Origin of the sequence: Atlantibacter subterraneus (genome assembly GCF_007570865.1) — a bacterium.
GTDB lineage: Bacteria > Pseudomonadota > Gammaproteobacteria > Enterobacterales > Enterobacteriaceae > Atlantibacter > Atlantibacter subterraneus.
The window spans coordinates 143183-165886 of the sequence record NZ_VLPS01000004.1; the positions used below are offsets into that span (position 1 = coordinate 143183).

The window sequence follows — 22704 nt, forward strand, 5'->3', positions numbered from 1 at the left end:
CTGTTTATTTATCAGCTTCCTGGCGTTTTACTTCGCACCAGGCATTTTCCATCTGATCGAGCGTGGCGTCGTCCAGTTTTACCCCCCGGGCGGCGATGATCTTCTCCACTTCCCGGAAGCGGCGCTCGAATTTGCGGTTAGCCTTTTGCAGCGCAATTTCCGCTTTACTGCCCAGGTGACGGGACAGATTTACCGTCGCAAACAGCAGGTCGCCAATCTCCTCTTCCAGCTTCGCCTCGTCCACCACCGCCTGGTTGGCTTCATGCATCACTTCATCCAGCTCTTCATGCACTTTGTCGACCACCGGGCCGAGAGTGGTCCAGTCAAACCCCACCGCCGCGCAGCGCTTCTGGATTTTATACGCCCGCATCAGCGCCGGCAGGCTTTCAGGAATATCGTCCAGCGCAGAGTGCTGCGCTTTTTCGGCACGCTCAGCGCTTTTGGTTTTTTCCCAGTTAGCGAGCACTTGCTCGCTATCGGCAAAATTCGCCTCGCCGAAGATGTGCGGGTGGCGGCGCTCCAGTTTGTCGCTGATGGCGCGGCAAATATCGCTGAAGTTAAAGCGCCCCTGCTCTTCCGCCATGCGAGCGTAAAACACCACCTGGAACAGCAAATCGCCCAGTTCGCCGCGCAGATCGTCAAAATCTTCCCGGGCGATGGCGTCCAGCACTTCGTAGGTTTCTTCAAGGGTATAAGGCGCGATGGTGGCAAAGGTCTGTGCGTTATCCCACGGGCAGCCGGTTTGCGGATCGCGCAGTCGTTCCATAATGCCCAGCAGGCGATCGAGTTGATTCATCAAGAGATCCTTTTAAGAAAAACGGGGTGCAGCGTCACTGGCGCTGCACCCCGGCCCTCTGGTAAACAGAGGTTACGAGCGATTATCCGTGCAGACGGCGGGCGTCGATAACGTCCGGCACCTGATTGAGTTTGCCCAGTACGCGGCCCAGCACCTGCAGGTTATAGATTTCAATATCCATGTCGATGGTGGCCAACTGCTGTTTGGTATCGCTGCGGCTCGCCACACCAAGCACGTTAACCTTTTCGTTGGCTAAGATGGTGGTGATATCGCGCAGCAATCCGCTGCGATCGTTGGCGGTGACACGCACCACCAGCGAATAGCCCGCAGAGTAGCTTTCGACCCAAACCGCATCAACAATACGTTCCGGCGCGTGCGACTGTAGCTCGGTCAGCTGATCGCAGTCGGCGCGGTGGATTGAAATCCCGCGCCCCTGGGTGATAAATCCGACGATATCGTCCCCGGGGATCGGCTGGCAGCAGCGGGCAATGTGGTGCATCAGATTGCCGACGCCCTCCACCACTACGCGACCGTTGTTCTTATTATTGCGGGTCTGCGGCTGATAGGTTTTTTGCTGTAGCTGTTTCAGCGCGGCGGCATCCTGCTCGGCAGCGCTCGGCTTATTAAACTGCGCTTGCAGGAAGTTGGTCATCTGATTGAGGCGGATATCGCCACCGCCAATTGCCGCCAGCAACTCTTCGATTTCATTGAAGTTATAGCGCGGCAGCAGATGCTTTTCCGCTTCCTTCATACTGATACCGAGATGCGCCAGTTCGTCGTCGAGGATTTGCCGCCCGGCGAGAATGTTTTTATCGCGATCCTGTTTACGGAACCAGGCGTGGATTTTAGAGCGTCCACGGCTGGTGGTGACGTATCCCAGGTTCGGGTTCAGCCAGTCGCGGCTTGGGTTCGGCTGTTTCTGGGTGATGATTTCAATCTGATCGCCCATTTGCAGCTGATAGGTAAACGGCACAATGCGCCCGCCGATTTTAGCCCCGATGCAGCGGTGCCCGACGTCGCTGTGAATGTGGTAGGCAAAATCCAGCGGCGTAGAGCCAGCCGGCAAATCCACCACATCGCCTTTCGGGGTAAACACGTAAACCCGGTCGTCAAACACCTGGCTGCGCACTTCATCAAGCATTTCGCCGGAATCGGACATCTCTTCCTGCCACGCAATCAGTTTGCGCAGCCAGGCGATGCGGTCCTCATAACCGGCATGGCCGCCGCCCACGGTGCCCTCTTTGTATTTCCAGTGCGCGGCGACGCCCAGCTCAGCGTCTTCATGCATCTGGCGGGTACGGATCTGGATCTCCACCGTCTTACCGCCCGGCCCCAGCACCACGGTGTGGATTGACTGGTAACCGTTGGGTTTCGGGTTGGCGACATAATCGTCGAACTCGTCAGGCAGATGGCGGAACAAAGTATGGACGATCCCCAGCGAGGCGTAGCAGTCCTGCAAGCGTTCGGCCACGATACGTACTGCGCGCACGTCAAACAGCTCGTCAAACGCGAGATGTTTCTTCTGCATTTTGCGCCAGATACTGTAGATATGCTTCGGACGCCCGTAAACCTCGGCTTTCACGCCCTCTTCTTTAATCGATTTGCGGATCAGCCCGACAAACTCGTCGATGTAATGTTCGCGGTCGATACGCCGCTCATGCAGCAGTTTGGCGATGCGTTTATATTCCGCAGGCCGCAGGTAGCGGAAGCAGTAATCTTCCAGCTCCCATTTGAGCTGGCCGATGCCTAAGCGGTTGGCCAACGGCGCATAGATATTGGTGCACTCTTTCGCCGCCAGCACGCGTTCGTCTTCCGGCGCGTCTTTGACTTCGCGCAGATGGGCGATACGCTCGGCGAGTTTAATCACCACGCAGCGGAAATCGTCCACCATCGCCAGCAGCATGCGGCGCACGTTGTCGACCTGCTCGGAAGAGACGGAGTCAGTATGGGTGGCTTTGAGCTGGCGGATGGCGTCCATATCGCGCACGCCGTGGATGAGATTGACGATGGATTTGCCCACCGTCTCTTTAAGCACCTCTTCGCTCACCACGTCAGCGTCGGCGATAGGGAAAAGCAGCGCAGCGCGCAGCGTGTCGTTATCCATGCTCAGCATCGAGAGGATCTCCACCATCTCGACGCCGCGCCACAGCAGCAATTCCGCCTGCGGGTGCCCTTTGGTGAGCTGTTCGCAATACGCCCAGGTTTCGGTTAAGCGTTCACACGACTGCTGGTTATTGATCCCAAGACTCGCCACCCATTTCTCATGGTCAAATTCGCCAGCTTTATTAAGATGTGCACTTCTTACCGCAACCATTGTCCTCTCCTTCAGGGACGCGCTGGCCTGTTACCAGGCCTTCACTCATGCCGAACAAACAGCACCATAGACTCCAGATGCCCAGTGTGCGGGAACATATCCAGCATCGCCAGCCGCTGAATTTGGTATCCCGCCTGCAGTAAAACGTCGCTGTCGCGCGAAAGCGTCGCGGGATTACAGGAAACGTAGACCACGCGGCTGGGCGTTAATTTCACAATATGCTGCATCACGCCGGGCGCGCCGGCGCGGGCCGGGTCCAGTAATATCTTATCAAACCCCTGCGCAGCCCAGGGCTGGCGTGTAACATCTTCTTCCAAATTTTCATGAAAAAAGGTGACGTTTTTAAGCCCATTATCTTCGGCATTACGCTGAGCCTTAGCCACTAAGGCGGGGACACCTTCCACGCCGATGACGTTTTTGGCGCGCCTCGCCAGCGGCAGGGTAAAATTCCCCATCCCGCAAAACAGATCTAAAACCCGATCGCCAGCCTGCACATCGAGCCACTCAATGGCGCGCGCCACCATCTGCTGGTTGACCACGTCATTAACCTGGATAAAGTCGCGCGGACTAAAGGTTAAGCGTAGACCGTCTGAATGATAGTACGGCGCTTCCCCGGTCACCTGTTCCAGTGAATCACTTTGCGGCGCTAAAAACAGCGCCACATCATGCTGATGCGAGAAATGTTCCAGTTTTTGTTTATCTTTTGCCGATAACGGTTCGGGATGGCGCAACACCATCAGCGGACCGTTATCCGCCAGCACCAGTTCCACGTGCCCCAGCCGCCGCGCGCCCTGTAATTCGTTCAGGCAGGCTCGCAGCGCGGGCAGCAACGCCTCAAGCTGGGGAGCCAAAACAGGGCACTGCTGGATATCGATCAGTTCATTTGAGGCGGCTTTGCGAAACCCCATCTGTAAGGTTTGTGCGCGGGCCAGGTAATTCAAGCTCAACCGCGCGCGGCGGCGGTAGCCCCACCCCGGCCCGGCGATAATCTCATCAACCGGATGGTTCATCATGCGCGCCAGCGCCTGGGCTTTGCTGGTTTGCTGAAGCTCAACGCTGGCATGCTGCTGCTGGCAGCCGCCGCAGACGCCAAAATGCGGGCAGCGCGGCGTGACGCGCGCCGGGCTATCATTCAGCCGTTTTTTTACCGTTGCGTGAGCAAAGGTGCGTTTATCCTGGGTGAGCGTCACGTCCGCCCGCTCCCCGGGAAGCAGGCCGTTAATAAATAAGGTTTTTCCGTCGTGACGTGCTACGCCCTGGCCAAAAGGGTCAAGGTCATTTACCGTAACGGTTATGATCTGACGCGTCGTCACGCGTCGCTTTGCAGAGTAGAATTGCGCCATTGCTTACAGGTATTCTTAAAACTAAGTGACGATGATTGTCCCATAACGGAAGCCCATGACCAACTACAGCCTGCGGGCACGCATGATGATTCTGATCCTGGCGCCAACCGTTCTTATCGGGTTGCTGCTGAGTATTTTCTTCGTCGTCCACCGCTATCACGATTTACAACGCCAATTGGAAGACGCCGGTGCCAGCATTATCGAACCGCTGGCGGTATCCAGCGAATACGGCATCAACCAAAAAAATCGCGAATCCGTCCGGCAATTGATTAGCGTTTTACACCGCCGCCATTCGGATATTGTGCGCGCGATTTCAGTTTACGATCGGGACAACAACCTGTTCGTCACCTCGAATTCCCATTCCCGCACCGAAGGGCTGCGCCTCAGCGAAGGGAGCGCGCTGCCCACTCATCTCACGGTAAGCCGCCAGGGTAACCTGATGATTATGCGCACGCCGATCATCTCCGAGAGCTATTCGCCTGATGAATCGGCCGCCACGGACGCCAAGCCGGAAGGCAATATGCTCGGCTACGTGGCGCTGGAGCTCGACCTCAGTTCGGTACGGCTGCAACAGTATAAAGAGATGATCATCTCGGTGTTAATGCTATCGCTATGCATTTTTTGCGCATTAATATTCGCCTGGCGTCTGATGCGCGACGTCACCGGGCCGATCCGCAATATGGTGAACACCGTCGACCGTATCCGTCGTGGGCAGCTCGACAGTCGCGTGGAAGGCTTTATGCTCGGCGAACTGGATATGCTGAAAAACGGCATCAATTCAATGGCAATGTCGCTGGCGGCCTATCACGAGGAGATGCAGCATAACGTCGACCAGGCGACCTCTGACCTGCGCGAAACGCTGGAGCAGATGGAAATCCAGAACGTGGAGCTGGATCTGGCCAAAAAACGCGCCCAGGAAGCCGCGCGGATCAAATCCGAATTCCTCGCCAATATGTCCCATGAGCTACGTACTCCGCTCAATGGCGTGATCGGCTTTACCCGGCTGACGCTGAAAACCGATCTCAACCCCACCCAGCGCGATCATCTGAACACCATTGAGCGTTCGGCTAACAACCTGCTGGCCATCATCAACGATGTGCTGGACTTCTCGAAGCTGGAAGCCGGAAAACTGATCCTCGAAAGCATCCCCTTCCTGCTGCGCACCACGCTGGATGAAGTGATGACGCTGCTGGCCCATTCGGCGCATGACAAAGGGCTTGAGCTGACCATCAATATTAAAAATGATGTGCCGGATAACGTGATTGGCGATCCGCTGCGCCTGCAACAGGTGATCACCAATCTGGTGGGCAACGCCATCAAATTCACCGAAAGCGGCAACATTGACATTTTTGTTGAGAAACGGGCCATCAGCCACAGCAAAGTGCAGCTTGAAATCCAAATCCGTGATACCGGCATCGGCATTCCGGAGCGCGATCAGTCGCGCCTGTTCCAGGCATTCCGCCAGGCAGACGCCAGTATTTCACGGCGGCACGGCGGCACCGGTCTGGGGCTGGTGATCACCCAGCGGCTGGTCAATGAAATGGGCGGCGATATCTCTTTCCACAGCCAGCCGAATCGCGGTTCGACCTTCTGGTTCCACATCAATCTCGATTTGAACCAAAACGTAGTGATTGACCGCCAGACCACCGAAATTCTGGCGGGCAGACGAATTGCGTATGTCGAACCTAACCAGGCCGCCGCACAAAGCACGCTGGATGTGTTAGCCTCCACGCCGCTCACCGTGGTGTATAGCCCCACGTTTACCGGCCTGACGGAAAGCCATTACGATATCCTGCTTTACGCCACCTCTGTGACTCAGCGTGAACCGCTGACCATGCAGCATGAGTTACTGGCGAAAGCGGCGACCATGACCGACTGCCTGTTGTTGGCTCTTCCCTGTCATGCGCAGGTAGATGCTGAGGCGTTGAAACAAGAAGGTGCTGCGGGTTGTTTACTGAAGCCCATCACGGCTACCCGGCTGATCCCGCTACTGCTGGAGCATTGCCCGAATGGTCATCCTGTGCATCCGCCAGCCGACGAGCAGGGCAAGTTGCCGATGACGGTGATGGCGGTGGACGACAATCCGGCTAACCTGAAGCTGATCGCCGCGCTGCTTAACGATCACGTTCAGCATATTGAACTGTGCGAGAACGGAATCGAAGCCATCGAACGCGCCAAAGCGCAGCCGCTGGATATTATCCTGATGGATATTCAAATGCCGGGTATGGATGGCATTCGCGCCTGCGAACTGATCCGCCAGTTGCCTCATCATCAACAAACGCCGGTGATTGCGGTCACCGCACATGCCATGGCGGGCCAGAAAGAAAAACTGCTGGCAGCGGGCATGAACGATTATCTGGCGAAGCCAATTGAGGAAGAGAAGCTGCGGGCTTTATTGCTGCGCTATCAGCCCGGACAGGTGGTCGCCAGCCAGCCCGCGACCACTTCCGTCACCACGGAGCCGCAACCTGATGTCACCCTCGACTGGCAACTGGCCCTGCGTCAGGCAGCCAATAAGCCTGACCTGGCCAGGGAGATGCTACATATGCTGCTGGAATTTCTGCCGGAAGTGCGCAATGCCCTGGAGGAGCAACTGGTCGGTGAAAACCCGGAAAACCTGTTGGATACCATCCATAAACTGCACGGTAGCTCAGGCTATAGCGGCGTTCCCAGGCTCAAAAAACTGTGCCATTTGATTGAGCAGCAGTTGCGAAGCGGTACGCCGCCTGCCGATCTTGAGCCGGAAATGCTGGAATTGTTGGATGAAATGGACAACGTGGCGCGCGAGGCGCAGAAAATACTGGCTTAGTCCGGCAAACAGCCCCATGGCGTGATTATTGCCGGACAGCCATTGCTACTTTTACTTCGCCTGAGCGTCATACATCACGGTAACGTCAGGGTGAGTAAGCAGCAGAGAGGCAGGGAACTGGGTGGAGACCTGTGTGGTTTCCATCAGCCGCTTCAACACCGCTTGCTTATTTTTACCGGTGACGATCACGATGATTTTTTTGCTCATCAGGATTTGCGCAATGCCGGTAGTAATGCCGCGCGTAATGGGAGCCGTTCCTTCAATCATCGGATGTTTCATCGATGAGTCAGCCAGTTTCACAACCGCAGTTTGAGCGGGTAATGCGTTGGCGGGCTCGTTAAATCCGATATGTCCGTTGAGGCCTATCCCCAGAATACACAGATCGGGGTTAACGATATTGTTTAGCAGCGCATTAGCTTTGTCACACTCCTGTTGAAGATTAGATGACAGCGCATTAATGCCTGAGTAATTCGCTTTCTTAATTCCCCATGGCTGCAAAACATGCTTCATCAAATAGCTGTCACAGGATTGTGGATCGGAAAGTCCTAATCCTTCCCACTCATCAAGTTTATGAACTTTTACTGATGCAAACCGCGCAGTATCCCCGTTTAGCTTCTTAGAAACACAATCATAAGCTAACGTCGGAGACTGACCCGATGCCAGCATGATAAACGCATCCGGTTTTGCATTGACGATACCGATAATTTCACCTGCCGCTTTATCGGCAAGGGTATGTTCAGACTCAATACAGATAAATTTCATTTCAACCTCTTTTCATAGATAACGTAACTTGATAATTGACCGGATGAGCGAAAGCTTCGGTATATTCCATTGCAATACCGCCATTTGTGGCCTGGCGAACAATTTTAATAATCGGCGTACCGGGTTCCAGTCCCAGCATTTCGCTTTCCCGCTTACCGGTTAAAACGGGGTGATAAACTTCTTCAACAAAAATGCTGTATTCCCCCGTGCATTGCGCAATCATGTGGTACAAACCGTGCTTTTTAATACTTTCCTCAGTAATGCCTTTAAAGCGCTCATAGGGTAAATAACTGGTTTCATAGAGTGCGGGTTTCTTTTCAATATGGCGTAACCGGGCAATTCTGAGAATTAACCCCTCGCGCCCCATTTCTAATTCTGAAGCAATACGGGCATCTTTAATGACGGTAAAATCTTTAATACTGGTACTGTGTTGCTTGCCGTATGCCGCCATCTCATCAGTAAAACTGATTGGCTTACTGTTATCATGCATCATCGAAGGCATTTTAACGGTAGTGCCGATGCCACGGCTTTTTGTCACATAACCCAGCGAGGCCAGATAGCTGATGGCTCCTCTGATTGTTGCGCGGCTGCACATGTACATTTTTTCCAGCTCGGGTTCCGCAGGCAAAAGTTGGCCAATAGTATAAAGCGTGCCGATTTTATTTTTAATGTCCTCGGCTACCATCAGGTATTTAGGATTAAATTCCGTCGTTTTCATTGGCATTTATCCTGACCAGCTGTTCAGCTAAAGAAGTAATACCCTCTTTACCCTGCTGTATTATTGCCTGAATAAGTGACTCATCGTCGCCGTCGTCCTCGCGCAAACTGATTGCCGCATGCAGCGTGGTAAAATTGCAGCCTGCAATAACGTGATATCCCGGATTAACAATGGCAATCTCGCTGGATTTATTAAACGGCGTCCCCCCCAGAATGTCGGTGCAAAATATCACACCCTCCCCTGAGTCGACGCGATTCGCGCAAACAATCAGATCGGATTTAAGCTCTTCAGCGCCTTTTTCAAAATCATAAGGCGCAATCGCCAGTTGCTCTGTATGCCCCAGAATCCCTTGTACCAGAGAAAATAATCCCTGGGCAAACTCGCCATGTCCCGATATAACGATGCCTTTCATTACAAGATCCCCGCCCAGGAAAACACCAGACTGATCGCAGCAATCAGCGAAATTAGCGTCAAAGGTTTCGCCCCTTTATATTTAATTAGCCAGAAAAGCAAACCGGTGACCAATAGCGGCAGCAGTTTTGGCGCGATCGCATCCAGCAGATCTTTTTGTACAGTAACAACGGCATCCCCGGCATGGATCACTAAGGGCGTCGTGATGCTGACATAGGCGGCAATTAACCCGCCGATGACTGTAAGACCTAACAGCGTGGCGGCGCGGGTGATCATCCGGGTACTGTCTTTCAGCGAAGTGATCGCCTGGATCCCCTGGCGATAGCCCACCCGCATCAAACCAAAACGCACCAGGTTTTGCAGCAGGAAAAAAGCCAGAATATAAAAGAATGGCGCAATCGCATTACCGGTAGACGCAAGGCTGGCTGCAATGCCGCCGATAATGGGAATACCCGTCGCCCACAGCAGCGAATCGCCAATACCCGCCAGAGGCGCCATCGCAGCGAGTTTCACCGCATTGATGGTGGCTACAGGTTCCTTGCGGCTTTCTGCCGCCAGGCCCAGTGCCAGCGGGCCTGGCACCACGAATGTATTGGTGTTAAAGAATTCGTTATGGAGTTTCAGGGATTTTTTTAAATCCTCAGGGTTATTAGCGTGGATTTTTTTCAGAGCAGGCAGCAATGCAAACAGCACGCCTCCCGCCTGCATACGCTCGTAGTTAAATGAAGTATTCAACAGCATGGTCCGCCAGGCGACTTTATTTAAATCAGCGTGCGTCAGCGTCACGGGCGTTTTATCTTCAAATTCGATTTGGTTTTCAGGTAATGCATCCATGGTTAAATCCTTTTAAATACCATCAGTTTCAGCAGGCGTGGTGTCTTTGCTCAGGCTCTTTTGCAAATAGTAATCATAAATCACAAAGCAAAACGCGAAGATCGCCAGAGCCAGTACCGGTAAATTCAGATACGCGGTAGCAAAGAAACCGAGAATAAGAAAAACCACGTATTCAGTACGGAACATCATTTTCAATAACATGGCGAAACCGACCGCAGGAAGAATGCCCCCCGCAACGCCCAGACCATGAATAATCCATTCAGGAAGTAGTTTAATTGCCTGAGCCGCTTTATCCGCACCGAAATAGACCGGAATAAAGGAGACAATAAAATAGAGCACCGCACACAATGCCAGCCCCATGTACTGGTTTATTTCAATGCCTTTATAATTCCCCTCTTCGATATGTTTATCATTACGGTGCATTAACCACGACAGTAGCGTACAAAACGTCGTCATTATCGCCTGCATTAACACGGCAAAAGGCACCCCAACGGCAATAGCCGTCTGCGGCGGTAATTTACTGACAATAGCAAACGTGACGCCCATTAAAGTCCCAATAATCATATTCGGCGGCTGTGCGCCGCCAAACGCAGCGGTTTGCCCTAAAAAGACCAGCTCAAACATGCCGCCAACGATTAAACCGGTTTTCACATCGCCTAATACCAGGCCAACGAGAAATCCGACAACCACAGGCCGATAAATCTGGAATTGTTCGGCAAAAGAATCCGCACCACAAATGGCACCCACCAGCGCCAGTAATAAAGCCGTTTCCAGATTCATAATGTTTTCCCATCAAGCGTGACGATCTGATCGGTCGGCAGTAAGCAATACGTTAACGCCACGCCTTGTTGCATGATTTCTTTCAGCATGGCGCGCTCCTCCGGTGTCACATAAATCGTGCGGAAGAGATTTTCTGCGCCCGCTTTGGCGCTGATATTTCCTAAATTAATCTGCGTAACGGGAAAGCCGCCCTTTACCAGGCGCGCAGCATCGCTGATGCTGCGCAGCAGAACAAATATTTTCTGATGCGGTGCCGCTTTATTAATAGTCTGTAGCGCACGGTCAATTGAAAAACAGCGTAAGTCAACGCCCTCAGGAACGGCCATCGCCAATAGTAATTTTTGAGAGTCATTAACCGCAACGTCGTCATTTGCAATTAAACATAAGTTGGCTTTGGTATGAGGGAGCCAGCTGGTGGCAACCTGACCATGAATTAACCGATCGTCGATTCGACAATGAACTATATTTGCCATGAATTATCACCTTAATTAAATAGACCACGCAAACATACTAATGTTTACGTTATTACTGTAAGCGGTGATAAACATCTCTGGATGTGATGTGTGACAGTTTTTTCAATGGGATAAAATTATTAAGAATCAGGAACGACTGTCATTTATTAGAGTTATTAATAGCCAACCCGAGCATAAAGGATTATTTAAGAATTATACCTAAGCAAATTTCCACTCGGATAAATAAAGAGAGATACAGCACTCGTCAGGACAACAGAAAATCAATAAAAACAAGGTATTCCTAAGAAAGAACCGACCTGGCAATTAAATAAAATAATAAGTCAGTAATAATAAAATAATAGACAAGACGAATATCTGGGGAGACTTTCTCGATGACCTGCATGTCAAAATGATTAAAACTGCCGCTCCTCCCTTCAGGAAGAGGCGGCATTCATGATTTCAGCGAAGACATTTTTATTACGGCAGCTATATTGCGGGCATTCATCCGCAGATTCTCCGCAGCATTTTCCAGAGCCTCATCCAGAGTACAGATACGCGGGATCACGCTAAAAATTGCGTCCAGACCGTGGTCGTAAACCACTTCTACATCCGCCGTCAGGCTGCCAGCAATGCCTATCACCGGAATCGCGTAGCGTTTCGCTACGTGGGCCACGCCGATGGGCACTTTGCCATGGATCGACTGGCTGTCGATTCGCCCTTCCCCGGTGATCACCAGGTCCGCATCACGCACGGCAGCGTCAAGCGCCAGCGCTTCGGTAACAATTTCAATGCCCTGGCGCAGATCCGCGCCGCAGAACGCATACAGCGCCACGCCCATGCCGCCTGCCGCGCCGCCGCCTTTTAACGTCATCACCGATTTATCAAGATCGCGCTCGATGATTTGGCCGTAATGGGTCAACGCATTGTCGAGCTGTTTAATCATCTCCGGCGTCGCCCCTTTTTGCGGGCCGAAAATCGCGGTTGCGCCTTCCTCACCCGTCAGGGGATTGGTCACATCGCAGGCGGCTTCAATGCGGCATTCTGCCAGCCGTTTATCAAGCTGGCTGATGTCGATGCGCGCCAGCTGGCTCAACGCGTCGCCGCCAAAGCCCAGGGGTTCGCCCTGCTTATCCAGCAATTGCGCGCCCAATGCCTGCACCATGCCCGCGCCGCCGTCGTTGGTCGCGCTGCCGCCCAGCCCGATAATAATATGCCGTACCCCCGCATCCAGCGCGTGGCGAATCAGTTCGCCGGTGCCCCAGCTGGTGGTGATGCGCGGGTCGCGGCGCGCTGGCGGCACCGACTCCAGACCACTCGCCGCCGCCATTTCGATAAACGCCTGCTGCTCATCGCCGGAAAGCCCATAAAACGCATCAACCGGCTCGCCCAGCGGCCCGGTGACGCGAAGATTGACGATGCGGCCCTGCGTCGCCGCCACCATCGCCTCAACGGTGCCTTCACCGCCGTCGGCCATGGGGATTTTTACCATCTCCGCATCAGGGAAAATCTGCCGGAAGCCGTCCTCAATGGCGGTCGCGACCTCCAGCGCAGTCAGGCTCTCTTTCCAGGAATCAGGAGCGATAACGATTTTCATAGCTGTTCCTTTCGCGCGGTTTTATTTCGCCTCTTTTGATAAAGCATAAGTGGCGACAACGGCAGCCGCCTGCCGTTAAAAAAAAACGGTGCCCGAGGGCACCGAGACGATTAACGCACCATGCAGGGGCGCTTGTTATCGAATTTCCACTCAGGAATAAGATACTGCATACCCATGGCGTCATCGCGTGCGCCAAGTCCATGTTTTTGATAAAGCTCGTTGGCCTTCATCACCTGGTCCATATCCAGTTCGACGCCCAGGCCCGGCGTTGACGGTACCTGCACCATGCCGCCTTTGATTTCGAACGGCGCTTTGGTCAGACGCTGGTTGCCTTCCTGCCAGATCCAGTGGGTATCGATGGCGGTAATGTTGCCCGGCGCGGCAGCCGCAACGTGGGTAAACATCGCCAGCGAGATATCAAAGTGGTTATTGGAGTGTGAGCCCCAGGTCAGGCCGAAGTCATGGCACATCTGCGCCACGCGGACCGAGCCCTGCATGGTCCAGAAATGCGGGTCCGCCAGCGGGATATCCACGGATTGCAGCGACAGGGTGTGCCCCATCTGACGCCAGTCGGTGGCAATCATATTAGTCGCGGTCGGCAGGCCGGTAGCGCGGCGGAACTCCGCCATCACTTCACGACCGGAATAGCCCTGTTCAGCGCCGCACGGATCTTCCGCATAGGCCAGCGAGCCTTTCAGGTATTTGCCGATTTTAATGGCTTCGTTCAGTGACCATGCGCCGTTCGGGTCCAGCGTCACTCGCGCATGCGGGAAGCGCTTCGCCAGCGCAATAATGGATTCGGCCTCTTCTTCACCCGCCAGCACGCCGCCTTTGAGTTTGAAATCGTTAAAGCCGTATTTTTCGTAAGCCGCTTCCGCCAGGCGTACTACCGCCTGCGGGGTCATGGCTTCGTCGTGGCGCAGGCGATACCAGTCGCACGCGTCGTCCGGCTGGCTCTGGTACGGCAGCGGCGTCCGTTTACGGTCGCCGACAAAGAACAGATAGCCGAGCATTTCCACTTCGCTGCGCTGCTGACCATCGCCCAACAGCGACGCCACATTCACACCCAGGTGTTGGCCTAACAGGTCTAGTAACGCGGCTTCAATACCGGTGACCACGTGAATGGTGGTGCGCAGGTCGAAGGTTTGCAGGCCGCGGCCGCCCGCATCGCGGTCGGCAAACGTATTGCGCACGGTATTGAGGATATTTTTATATTCACCGAGCGTTTTGCCCACCACCAGCGCGGCGGCGTCTTCCAGGGTCTGGCGAATTTTCTCGCCGCCGGGGATCTCGCCCACGCCGGTATGGCCTGAGTTGTCTTTGATAATCACGATATTACGCGTAAAGAACGGAGCATGGGCACCGCTCAGGTTCATCAGCATGCTGTCGTAACCCGCCACCGGGATAACCTGCATTTCGGTGACTACGGGCGTGGATTGATAAGTCGTCATCATGTAAATCCTTTATCTAAGCCTTCAGGAACGTCCGAATACCGGGCGTTTGCGGTCAAATTTCCAACCAGGAATCAGATACTGCATCGGGCCGGCATCGTTGCGCGCGCCGCCGGGCAGTTTCTTATACGCTTCGTGGGCGTTGTGGATTTGATCCCAGTCGATCTCCACGCCCAGGCCCGGCGCATCCGGTACGGCAATTTTGCCGTCTTTAATTTGCAGCGGATCGCGGGTCAGCCGTGATTCGCCTTCCTGCCAGATCCAGTGGGTATCAATGGCGGTCGGGTTGCCCGGTGCCGCCGCGCCAACGTGGGTAAACATCGCCAGCGAAATATCAAAATGGTTATTGGAGTGGCAACCCCAGGTCAGACCCCAGTCATCACACATCTGCGCCACGCGCACAGCGCCGCTTAAGGTCCAGAAATGCGGGTCCGCCAGCGGGATATCTACCGCATTGAGCATGATCGCGTGGCCCATTTCACGCCAGTTAGTAGCGATCATATTGGTGGCGACCGGCAGGCCGGTCGCCCGGCGGAATTCCGCCATCACTTCCCGCCCGGAGTAGCCCTGCTCAGCGCCGCACGGATCTTCGGCGTAGGTCAGCACATCATTCAGCCCTTTGCACAGGTTGATGGCTTCATCCAGCAGCCAGGCCCCGTTCGGGTCTACGGTAATGCGCGCATCCGGGAAGCGTTTTTTCAGGGCGCGGGCAGCCTCAATCTCTTGCTCACCCGGCAGTACGCCGCCTTTAAGTTTGAAATCCTTAAACCCGTAGCGATCCTGAGCGGCTTCCGCCAGGCGCACCACCGATTCACTGTCCATCGCTTCCTGATGGCGCAGGTGATACCACGGATGCTTGCCCTGCTCGCCCGCCTGATAAGGCAGGTCGGTTTTGGTGCGATCGCCGATGTAGAACAGATAACCCAGCACGGTTACCGCGTCGCGCTGCTTGCCCGGGCCGAGCAGTTCACACACCGGGACGTTCAGCGCTTTGCCCAGCAAATCGAGCAGTGCCGCTTCCAGTGCCGCCACGGCGTTCACTTTCAGTTCAAACGTCCAGGCGCCTTTACCGAAGGTATCGAAATCCGCTGCCTGATTGCCCTTGTGCACCTGCTGCACCACGCGATTTAAACGCGCCACTTCCTGACCGACGACCGTGGGAATAGCGTCTACCAGGGTCTGGTAAATCACTTCGCCGCCGGGGGCTTCACCAACGCCGGTATTCCCGGCGTTGTCGGTCAGTACCACGATATTACGGGTGAACCAGGCGTTATGCGCGCCGCCGATGTTCATCAGCATGCTGTCCTGGCCCGCGACCGGGATCACCTTCATCTCGGTAATCATGGGACTTGATTGTGTGCTCATGCGCGGCTCCCGGTAACAGGTTTAAGTTCGATACGTTTGATATCGCCTACGATCACCAGATAGCTCAGCACCGCGATAAAGGCGTGGACACCCACATAAATCAGCGCGCCGTTGAACGAACCGGAAACCCCAACGATATAACCGATAGCGATTGGCGTCACGATACCGGAGATGTTGCCGAACATGTTGAACAGACCGCCGCTCAGGCCGCTGATCTCTTTCGGCGCGGTATCCGCCATCACCGCCCAACCCAGCGCGCCGATGCCTTTACCGAAGAACGCCATGGCCATAAAGCCGATAATCATCCACTCCGCATCCACATAGTTACAGAACACCATGGTCATGGAGAGCAGCATACCCAGTACGATCGGCGTCTTCCGGGCGATATTCAGCGAGCCGGTACGGCGCATCAGCCAGTCGGAAATAATGCCCCCTAACACGCCGCCCACGAAGCCGCAGATCGCCGGAACAGACGCCACGAAGCCCGCTTTGAGAATCGACATGCCGCGCGCCTGCACCAGATACACCGGGAACCAGGTAATAAAGAAGTACGTCAGGGCGTTAATGCAGTACTGGCCGATATACACGCCGATCATCATACGGGACTTCAGCAGCTGCTTAATTTGCCCCCATTTCTGGCTGAACGGCACGGTTTGTTTGTTGCTCTTCTGATCCATATTGATCAGCGCGCCGCCGGCTTCGATGTAATCCAGTTCCGCCTGGTTTACGCCCGGATGCTGGTTCGGTTCGTGGATCATTTTCAGCCACAGGAAGCTAACCAGAATACCCAGACCGCCCATAAAGAAGAACACGTGCGACCAGCCCACCGCGTGCGTCAGCCAGCCCATGATTGGGGCGAAAATAACGGTTGCGAAGTACTGTGCGGAGTTAAAAATGGCGACGGCGGTGCCCCTTTCCTGCGCCGGGAACCAGGCCGCGACGATTCGGCTGTTGCCGGGGAAAGAAGGCGCTTCAGCCAGCCCCACCAGGAAGCGCAAGGTAAACAGCGCAACGATGATGCCGAAACCATTGAAGATATCGACGAAGCCCTGCAGCAGGGTAAACATCGACCAGATAAAAATGGACCAGAAGTAGACGCGTTTTGAACCAAAACGGTCAAGCAGCCAACCGCCCGGGATCTGACCGATTACGTATGCCCATGAAAACGCTGAGAACACATAACCCATCCCGACCGGATCCAGCCCGATATCTTTGGCCATTTCTGACCCAGCGATAGAGAGCGTGGCGCGGTCGCCATAGTTAAACGAGGTGACGATAAACAGCATCACCACTATCCAATAACGAGCATTGGTGCGCTTTTGCACGGCGCTCGCCGTCTGGCTAATCGTATTCATTGTTGCACTCCTGAATCATAGCGTGTTGCTACATTCATTCTGAACAGCACAACCTGGAGGGTAATCAGAATGAGTTTTTTAGTTGTAAGTCGCAGTATTGTTAGCCCAGAGGCGTGACCGCCCTGATTTCTGCGTTTTAAGAACTGGCGAAAAAAGTATATGAAGGGGACGAAAAGAGCTCACCGTGCAGCGCCACAACATTGCGCGGCATTCCCTTAAGGGTTTATGGCATCCGCACAACGCAGTGGGCGATGCTTCACGGAAATGAAACCGGAGGTACATGAAACGTTGTTTCAAATGAAATGAAGATAAAGATTGTGAGGCTTGTCGCTTGACGCAGAAAAAGGCACGGCGAGAAAAGAAAACAATGAATGGAGTAAAATTACTAATTATCAAAGAGTTGATCCAGCATTAACCACTGGCGATAAATTCTGAAAAGTCAATGTGAGCCCCCGGATGAGGGGCCCGGCATTAATTAAGCTGCGCGCCCCAGGCTTCAACCCAGGGATTGGAAACGGATTCCGGTTCCGGATCTTCGCTGGCGTCGATCATCAACACTTCGCCGACGCGTTTGGCGCTTTGCTCAGCGAGTAGCGCATCGAACTGCTTTCCGGCACCGCAAAAATTCTTGTAGGTGCTATCGCCCAGGGCAATCACACCATAGCGCAGCCCCGGCTGAAAGCCCAACTGATCCTTAATGCCGTGAAACAGCGGCGCAATGCTGTCCGGCAGATCCCCCTGCCCGGTTGTCGAGGTCACTACCAGCACGTAATCGTTCTCATACTGCCGCCAGTCGTTGAGTTCCGGATCCTCATACACGGTGGCGCTATGCCCCTGGCCGCGTAAGATAGCTTCCGCCTCTTCCGCCACCAGTAGCGCGTTGCCATACATGGTGCCGACAAAAATCCCTATCTTTGCCATTGCTGTGACTCCTTACGGTTAATCCTGATGAGAGTCATCCTGACCGTTGAGGGAAGGAAACTCAACCCTTTCAATATCGGGGAGAATTCCACGCCAGCCGAAATGTGATAACGCCGACATCCAGACATTATCCAGCGGAGCCGTAATCTTCAGCGGTTCACCGGTAACCGGATGATTCAGCGACAGCGAACTGGCATGCAGCATCAGGCGATCGCAGCCAAAATGCTCTGCCGCCGCACGGTTTTGCCGTAAATCACCGTGTTTGCTGTCGCCGATAATCGGGTGGCGCAGATGGGCTAAGTGGCGGCGCAGCTGGTGCTTGCGTCCGGTTTGCGGCAGTAACGACACCAGGCTGTAGCGCGCGGTGGAATAGCGGCCAACCGCGACCGGCATTTCAGCGGTGGCGACGCCGCGATAGTGAGTCACTGCCGGCTGCGGGCCTTTATCGGTGCGGGAAAATTTATCGCCGATCTTATCCAGCTCTTCGGTCAATGGATAATCCAGCACCGCCTCATCCTGCAACCAGCCGCGCGTAATCGCGTAGTAGTGTTTTTGGATCTGATGGTGTTCAAACTGTTGTGCCAGCAGCCGTCCCGCCTCACTGGAAAGCCCCATCAGCAGTACGCCAGAAGTTGGCCTGTCCAGCCGGTGAGCGGTAAACACGTGCTGACCTATCTGATCGCGCACGGTTTGCATCACCACGACTTTTTCATCGCGATCGAGCCAGCTGCGATGCACCAGCCAGCCGGACGGTTTATTTACCGCCACCAGCCACTCATCCTGATACAGGATCTCCAGACTCACTGGTTTTCCTCAGTGAACCAGACGTCCATTTCCTGAAGAAGCTCCAGCACCTCTTCCCGCGCCGGATGACCGGGGTGCAGGGCCACTTCATAATATGGCGCGATGGCAAACGCCTGCGGCAGCGGGGTGTTGCTGTCGAGCAGCGCATTCATCCGCGGAATAAAAATCCACTGTAACCATTCATAAGGTGCGAGGGTATCCAGGCAAAATGGTTGATCACTGTTAAACGCAGCGGTATCCGGGGGCGTACCCTGCCACTGTTGATGATGACGCAGCGTGGTTTCGATGCGTAAAAGCTGCTGACGCACAGCCTCAGCTCTGTTCATGATGACCTCGATTCCGGCAAACAGGCGCGAAGCATAGCATTACATGGCGGGAATAAAAAAAGGGAGCACTGTAAAAACAGTGCTCCCGGTTCGTTTCGCAGCAGTCCGGCTACTTTTGTTGCTCCCTGCTCATCCGTGACAACTTTTCCTGCGAGCTCAAGAGCTCAATGTCCTTATTCATGCATCCTGCACGCCATCATCCTGATGGTTTAGTTGCACCGTCCTGGCGCTGAGTCCCTGATCGTCCTGATCCACCGAACATCCCGACCGGCTCTCGTTCTCCCTCCTGGAGGTGTCCTTTAACGCAGCCTTGCGTTATCCTTGCTTCTTCCTGAAGCCTTCCCTGAATCACCTTCCCGGTGTGTTCCCTGTCTGAAGTAACATCATCCTGATGTACACTTCATATCGCGACGTCCTGTCGACACGTATAGAATCCGCTATTACGGCTCGTCTTACAAGCGAACGCAGATCACAAATTGCAGTTAAGTTTCATTCGAAAGCGCCCATATGAATCGTAACCCACTGATAAAAAACGAATTAAATTTTAAGCCCAGGCCAATACCCTAAAGTGTTAGTGTCGATATCTCACAAACTTGTAAGAGATATCTCACACGCTGATTAGCAAAAATTGCTTACACCCGCGGTTCGAGGCGGGACAGGAAGTCACTCAGCGTAGGTGCAAGCACGGCGCGCTGGCGGGTTCCCAGTTTTTCCAGCACCACTTCACCACTTAAATTGCACACCGAAATCACTTCCAGTTCATCCTCACGGGTGGCAATAAATAGCGTAGGAGAAAGTTTTAGGCGCTTTTGCGTGACCAGGTGCCCGATCAGGTTTTCCTGTACCCGGCGAAAGTCGTCTTCGCTCCAGGTTTGCAGTAGCGTCAGCGCTTCGCCAGCAAACTGCGCGGGCATATCGCCAGCAAACTGGGTGGTATAAAAAGGATGGATGTCCGCGCGCAGGACGATATCCATCGCCCGCTCCACGGCGCTGAGATCGGCGGCAGGTTCAAACGGCTGCGGCTGCCAAATTACCTTATCCTGCAACGTCGAAATGATGCACGGCGAGGGCACCCCGTACAGCTCTTCGCTTTGCGGCCAGGTTGCGTAGGCCTCATGCCACGCATCGCAAAATCGGCTGGTAAAGGCTTTCAGGGCCTGCTGCACGTCACTTTCCACCACGTTTCTCTCTCTTTGCCAGGTACGGTACACTAGGCCGAATATTGTACCTGCTTTATTTTGGTGACACATGACTTCTTATGAAAACCACGCAGCGTTAAGCGGACTGACGCTCGGCAAATCCACGGATTATCGGGATATTTACGATGCCAGCCTGTTGCAGCCGGTGCCGCGCAGTTTAAACCGCGACCCGCTGGGAATTAGCGCCGATGATTTACCGTTTCACGGCGCGGATATCTGGACGCTGTACGAGCTCTCATGGCTTAACAGCAACGGCTTACCGCAGGTGGCTGTCGGGCACGTCAGCATTGATTCCACCAGTGTAAATCTGGTGGAGTCCAAGAGCTTCAAACTCTACCTCAACAGCTTTAACCAGAGCCGCTTCGCCAGCTGGGATGAGGTGCAAAACACCCTTGCCCGGGATTTATGCCACTGCGCGCAGGGCAAGGTTGAGGTACAGCTTTACCGGATCCAGGATATTGAAGGGCAAGCGATCGCTGCATTCGACGGCGTGTGTATCGACAATCAGCCCATCACCATTGATAACTACGAGTTTGATGCCGCCTATCTGGACGGCGCAGCCGGGGAGCAGCAGGTTGAAGAAACCCTGGTCAGCCATATCCTGAAATCCAACTGTCTGATTACCCATCAGCCGGATTGGGGCTCGGTGCAAATTCGCTATCGCGGCCCGCAAATCGACCGGGAAAAACTGCTGCGTTATCTGGTCTCATTCCGCCACCATAACGAATTCCACGAGCAGTGCGTGGAGCGGATTTTTAGCGACATCATGCGATTCTGCCAACCGCAAACCCTGAGCGTCTACGCGCGCTATACCCGTCGCGGCGGGCTGGACATTAACCCCTGGCGCAGCAATTGCGATTTCACCCCTGCCACCGGGCGGCTGGTGCGTCAATAACTGGAATATGTCTCGCATTTGACACACCATTTTACGTTAGCGGGTTGTTAAACCGGAGCAGGCAGGGCTATTGTAATCACAGGGATCGGCGCGTTGTGCCCGTAAGGAGTTCACTTGATTACACATATTAGCCCGCTTGGCTCAATGGATATGTTGTCGCAGCTGGAAGTCGACATGCTTAAACGCACGGCCAGCAGCGACCTTTATCAACTCTTCCGCAATTGTTCACTGGCCGTACTGAATTCCGGTAGTCAAACCGACAACAGTAAAGAACTGCTTTCTCGCTTCGAAAATTTCGATATTAACGTGCTGCGTCGCGAGCGCGGCGTAAAGCTCGAACTCATTAATCCGCCGGACGAGGCCTTCGTTGATGGCCGGATTATCCGCTCGCTACAGGCCAACCTGTTTGCCGTACTGCGCGATATTTTGTTCGTTAACGGGCAAATCACCAGCGCCGGTCGGTTACAGCATCTCGATCTGGAAGATTCCACCCATATCACCAACCTGGTGTTTTCGATCCTGCGCAACGCCCGCGCGCTGCACGTCGGGGAAGCGCCGAATATGGTGGTGTGCTGGGGCGGCCACTCAATCAACGAAACCGAATATTTGTATGCCCGCCGCGTCGGCACCCAGTTGGGCCTGCGCGAACTGAATATCTGCACCGGCTGCGGGCCGGGGGCGATGGAAGCGCCGATGAAAGGTGCGGCGGTAGGCCACGCTCAGCAGCGTTATAAAGATGGTCGCTTTATCGGCATGACCGAGCCGTCGATTATCGCGGCGGAACCGCCAAACCCGCTGGTGAATGAACTGATCATCATGCCGGATATCGAAAAGCGCCTCGAAGCGTTCGTGCGTATCGCCCACGGGATCATTATTTTCCCGGGCGGGGTGGGGACGGCGGAAGAGCTGCTTTATTTATTGGGCATTCTGATGAATCCGCATAACCAGGACCAGGTGCTGTCGCTGATCCTCACCGGGCCGAAGCAGAGCGCGGATTACTTCCGGGTGCTGGATGAGTTTATTGTCAGTACCCTGGGCGAGCAGGCGCGTCGTTACTATCGCATTATTATTGAGGATGCACCGGAAGTGGCGCGCCAGATGAAAAAAGCGATGCCGCAGGTGAAAGAGAACCGTCGTGAAACCGGCGACGCCTACAGCTTTAACTGGTCGATTCGCATTTCGCCGGATCTACAGGTGCCGTTCGAGCCGACCCATACCAATATGGCGAACCTGAAACTTTATCCTGACCAGCCGACGGAAGTGCTGGCGGCGGATCTGCGTCGCGCCTTCTCCGGCATCGTCGCAGGTAACGTGAAGGAAAACGGCATACGGGCCATTGAGCAATTTGGCCCGTATAAAATTCACGGCGATGCGCACATGATGAAGCAGATGGATCATCTGCTACAGGGTTTTGTGGCACAGCACCGTATGAAACTGCCGGGCAGTGCGTACATCCCCTGCTATGAGATCTGTACCTAGCATAATCTAAAATACCCGGGCGGCCATGAGCCGCCCTTTTTTTCACTTTTACGGCAAAAGGAAAACGATTGCTTTCACGTTCCTGACGAAAAACAT

The 22704-nt window shown here is 54.3% G+C and carries 20 protein-coding genes; 3 read left to right on the forward strand and 17 right to left on the reverse strand.

All coding sequences use genetic code 11. The features are described from left to right. Positions 1-4 precede the first annotated feature (4 nt). The 3 genes from mazG to rlmD form a co-directional block, all read right to left on the reverse strand. Positions 5-796, reverse strand: coding sequence for a nucleoside triphosphate pyrophosphohydrolase (gene mazG / locus FND52_RS09740; protein ID WP_144130650.1), 792 nt, complete (start codon positions 794-796; stop codon positions 5-7). A gap of 82 nt (positions 797-878) precedes the next feature. After that, a complete protein-coding gene (gene relA / locus FND52_RS09745) occupies positions 879-3110 on the reverse strand; it encodes a GTP diphosphokinase (RefSeq protein ID WP_144130651.1) in 2232 nt (743 codons plus the stop codon). A gap of 41 nt (positions 3111-3151) precedes the next feature. Then, positions 3152-4453 (reverse strand): 23S rRNA (uracil(1939)-C(5))-methyltransferase RlmD, encoded by a 1302-nt coding sequence (rlmD, locus tag FND52_RS09750; RefSeq protein WP_144130652.1) that lies wholly within the window; start codon positions 4451-4453, stop codon positions 3152-3154. Between the two features lie 55 nt (positions 4454-4508). Between rlmD and barA the strand changes: the two genes are divergently transcribed. Beyond that, positions 4509-7262 carry a two-component sensor histidine kinase BarA gene (gene barA, locus FND52_RS09755; RefSeq protein WP_144130653.1) on the forward strand — a complete coding sequence of 918 codons (2754 nt, stop codon included), beginning with the start codon at positions 4509-4511 and terminating at the stop codon, positions 7260-7262. Between the two features lie 51 nt (positions 7263-7313). On the opposite strand, the gene FND52_RS09760 is transcribed toward barA, so the two are convergent. From FND52_RS09760 to syd, 14 genes are all read right to left on the reverse strand, one after another. Continuing rightward, positions 7314-8024 (reverse strand): 6-phosphogluconolactonase, encoded by a 711-nt coding sequence (locus FND52_RS09760; protein ID WP_144130654.1) that lies wholly within the window; start codon positions 8022-8024, stop codon positions 7314-7316. A gap of 1 nt (position 8025) precedes the next feature. Further along, the gene (locus FND52_RS09765) at positions 8026-8742 is read right to left on the reverse strand and encodes a GntR family transcriptional regulator (protein ID WP_167509347.1); all 717 of its coding nucleotides are present in this window, start codon (positions 8740-8742) and stop codon (positions 8026-8028) included. After that, positions 8723-9154, reverse strand: a complete 432-nt coding sequence (locus tag FND52_RS09770; protein ID WP_144130656.1) for a PTS sugar transporter subunit IIA domain-containing protein — start codon at positions 9152-9154, stop codon at positions 8723-8725. The genes FND52_RS09765 and FND52_RS09770 overlap by 20 nt, the downstream gene beginning before the upstream one ends. Beyond that, complete coding sequence (locus FND52_RS09775) at positions 9154-9987, reverse strand: PTS system mannose/fructose/sorbose family transporter subunit IID (RefSeq protein WP_144130657.1); 834 nt, start codon at positions 9985-9987, stop codon at positions 9154-9156. The genes FND52_RS09770 and FND52_RS09775 overlap by 1 nt, the downstream gene beginning before the upstream one ends. Before the next feature lie 12 nt (positions 9988-9999). Beyond that, positions 10000-10767, reverse strand: coding sequence for a PTS sugar transporter subunit IIC (locus tag FND52_RS09780; RefSeq protein WP_144130658.1), 768 nt, complete (start codon positions 10765-10767; stop codon positions 10000-10002). Further along, positions 10764-11240, reverse strand: a complete 477-nt coding sequence (locus tag FND52_RS09785) for a PTS sugar transporter subunit IIB (RefSeq protein ID WP_144130659.1) — start codon at positions 11238-11240, stop codon at positions 10764-10766. The genes FND52_RS09780 and FND52_RS09785 overlap by 4 nt, the downstream gene beginning before the upstream one ends. 430 nt (positions 11241-11670) lie before the next feature. Continuing rightward, complete coding sequence (locus FND52_RS09790; RefSeq protein ID WP_144130660.1) at positions 11671-12813, reverse strand: glycerate kinase; 1143 nt, start codon at positions 12811-12813, stop codon at positions 11671-11673. 110 nt (positions 12814-12923) lie between these two features. Continuing rightward, on the reverse strand, positions 12924-14264 hold the full coding sequence (gudD, locus tag FND52_RS09795) for a glucarate dehydratase (RefSeq protein ID WP_144130675.1): 1341 nt from the start codon (positions 14262-14264) through the stop codon (positions 12924-12926). Positions 14265-14288: 24 nt separating this feature from the next. Then, positions 14289-15629, reverse strand: coding sequence for an enolase C-terminal domain-like protein (locus FND52_RS09800; protein WP_144130661.1), 1341 nt, complete (start codon positions 15627-15629; stop codon positions 14289-14291). Next, positions 15626-16984 (reverse strand): MFS transporter, encoded by a 1359-nt coding sequence (locus FND52_RS09805; RefSeq protein WP_144130662.1) that lies wholly within the window; start codon positions 16982-16984, stop codon positions 15626-15628. The genes FND52_RS09800 and FND52_RS09805 overlap by 4 nt, the downstream gene beginning before the upstream one ends. A gap of 471 nt (positions 16985-17455) precedes the next feature. Then, positions 17456-17905 (reverse strand): flavodoxin, encoded by a 450-nt coding sequence (locus FND52_RS09810; RefSeq protein WP_144130663.1) that lies wholly within the window; start codon positions 17903-17905, stop codon positions 17456-17458. A gap of 18 nt (positions 17906-17923) precedes the next feature. Next, on the reverse strand, positions 17924-18703 hold the full coding sequence (gene truC, locus FND52_RS09815; protein ID WP_144130676.1) for a tRNA pseudouridine(65) synthase TruC: 780 nt from the start codon (positions 18701-18703) through the stop codon (positions 17924-17926). A gap of 2 nt (positions 18704-18705) precedes the next feature. Continuing rightward, positions 18706-19035, reverse strand: a complete 330-nt coding sequence (locus FND52_RS09820; RefSeq protein ID WP_125295586.1) for a YqcC family protein — start codon at positions 19033-19035, stop codon at positions 18706-18708. A 632-nt stretch (positions 19036-19667) separates the two neighbouring features. After that, the gene (gene syd, locus FND52_RS09830; protein WP_244290566.1) at positions 19668-20213 is read right to left on the reverse strand and encodes a SecY-interacting protein; all 546 of its coding nucleotides are present in this window, start codon (positions 20211-20213) and stop codon (positions 19668-19670) included. 70 nt (positions 20214-20283) lie between these two features. Here syd and queF point away from each other — a divergent pair, with 70 nt between their 5' ends. Together queF and ppnN are read left to right on the forward strand one after the other, a co-directional pair. Then, positions 20284-21129 carry an NADPH-dependent 7-cyano-7-deazaguanine reductase QueF gene (queF, locus tag FND52_RS09835; protein ID WP_144130665.1) on the forward strand — a complete coding sequence of 282 codons (846 nt, stop codon included), beginning with the start codon at positions 20284-20286 and terminating at the stop codon, positions 21127-21129. A 114-nt stretch (positions 21130-21243) separates the two neighbouring features. Beyond that, entirely contained in the window at positions 21244-22608 is a 1365-nt protein-coding gene (gene ppnN / locus FND52_RS09840; protein WP_144130666.1) for a nucleotide 5'-monophosphate nucleosidase PpnN, read from the forward strand. Positions 22609-22704: the final 96 nt, after the last annotated feature.

Excerpts from the sequence above, each read along its gene's own strand:
- barA (WP_144130653.1), top strand. The coding sequence starts at position 4,509 with ATGACCAACTACAGCCTGCGGGCACGCATGATGATTCTGATCCTGGCG.
- FND52_RS09770 (WP_144130656.1), bottom strand. The coding sequence starts at position 9,154 with ATGAAAGGCATCGTTATATCGGGACATGGCGAGTTTGCCCAGGGATTA.
- FND52_RS09820 (WP_125295586.1), bottom strand. The coding sequence starts at position 19,035 with ATGAACAGAGCTGAGGCTGTGCGTCAGCAGCTTTTACGCATCGAAACC.
- mazG (WP_144130650.1), bottom strand. The coding sequence starts at position 796 with ATGAATCAACTCGATCGCCTGCTGGGCATTATGGAACGACTGCGCGAT.
- FND52_RS09785 (WP_144130659.1), bottom strand. The coding sequence starts at position 11,240 with ATGGCAAATATAGTTCATTGTCGAATCGACGATCGGTTAATTCATGGT.
- gudD (WP_144130675.1), bottom strand. The coding sequence starts at position 14,264 with ATGACGACTTATCAATCCACGCCCGTAGTCACCGAAATGCAGGTTATC.
- FND52_RS09810 (WP_144130663.1), bottom strand. The coding sequence starts at position 17,905 with ATGGCAAAGATAGGGATTTTTGTCGGCACCATGTATGGCAACGCGCTA.
- FND52_RS09800 (WP_144130661.1), bottom strand. The coding sequence starts at position 15,629 with ATGAGCACACAATCAAGTCCCATGATTACCGAGATGAAGGTGATCCCG.
- FND52_RS09780 (WP_144130658.1), bottom strand. The coding sequence starts at position 10,767 with ATGAATCTGGAAACGGCTTTATTACTGGCGCTGGTGGGTGCCATTTGT.
- queF (WP_144130665.1), top strand. The coding sequence starts at position 20,284 with ATGACTTCTTATGAAAACCACGCAGCGTTAAGCGGACTGACGCTCGGC.
- FND52_RS09790 (WP_144130660.1), bottom strand. The coding sequence starts at position 12,813 with ATGAAAATCGTTATCGCTCCTGATTCCTGGAAAGAGAGCCTGACTGCG.
- rlmD (WP_144130652.1), bottom strand. The coding sequence starts at position 4,453 with ATGGCGCAATTCTACTCTGCAAAGCGACGCGTGACGACGCGTCAGATC.
- FND52_RS09760 (WP_144130654.1), bottom strand. The coding sequence starts at position 8,024 with ATGAAATTTATCTGTATTGAGTCTGAACATACCCTTGCCGATAAAGCG.
- FND52_RS09765 (WP_167509347.1), bottom strand. The coding sequence starts at position 8,742 with ATGAAAACGACGGAATTTAATCCTAAATACCTGATGGTAGCCGAGGAC.
- FND52_RS09805 (WP_144130662.1), bottom strand. The coding sequence starts at position 16,984 with ATGAATACGATTAGCCAGACGGCGAGCGCCGTGCAAAAGCGCACCAAT.
- FND52_RS09775 (WP_144130657.1), bottom strand. The coding sequence starts at position 9,987 with ATGGATGCATTACCTGAAAACCAAATCGAATTTGAAGATAAAACGCCC.
- relA (WP_144130651.1), bottom strand. The coding sequence starts at position 3,110 with ATGGTTGCGGTAAGAAGTGCACATCTTAATAAAGCTGGCGAATTTGAC.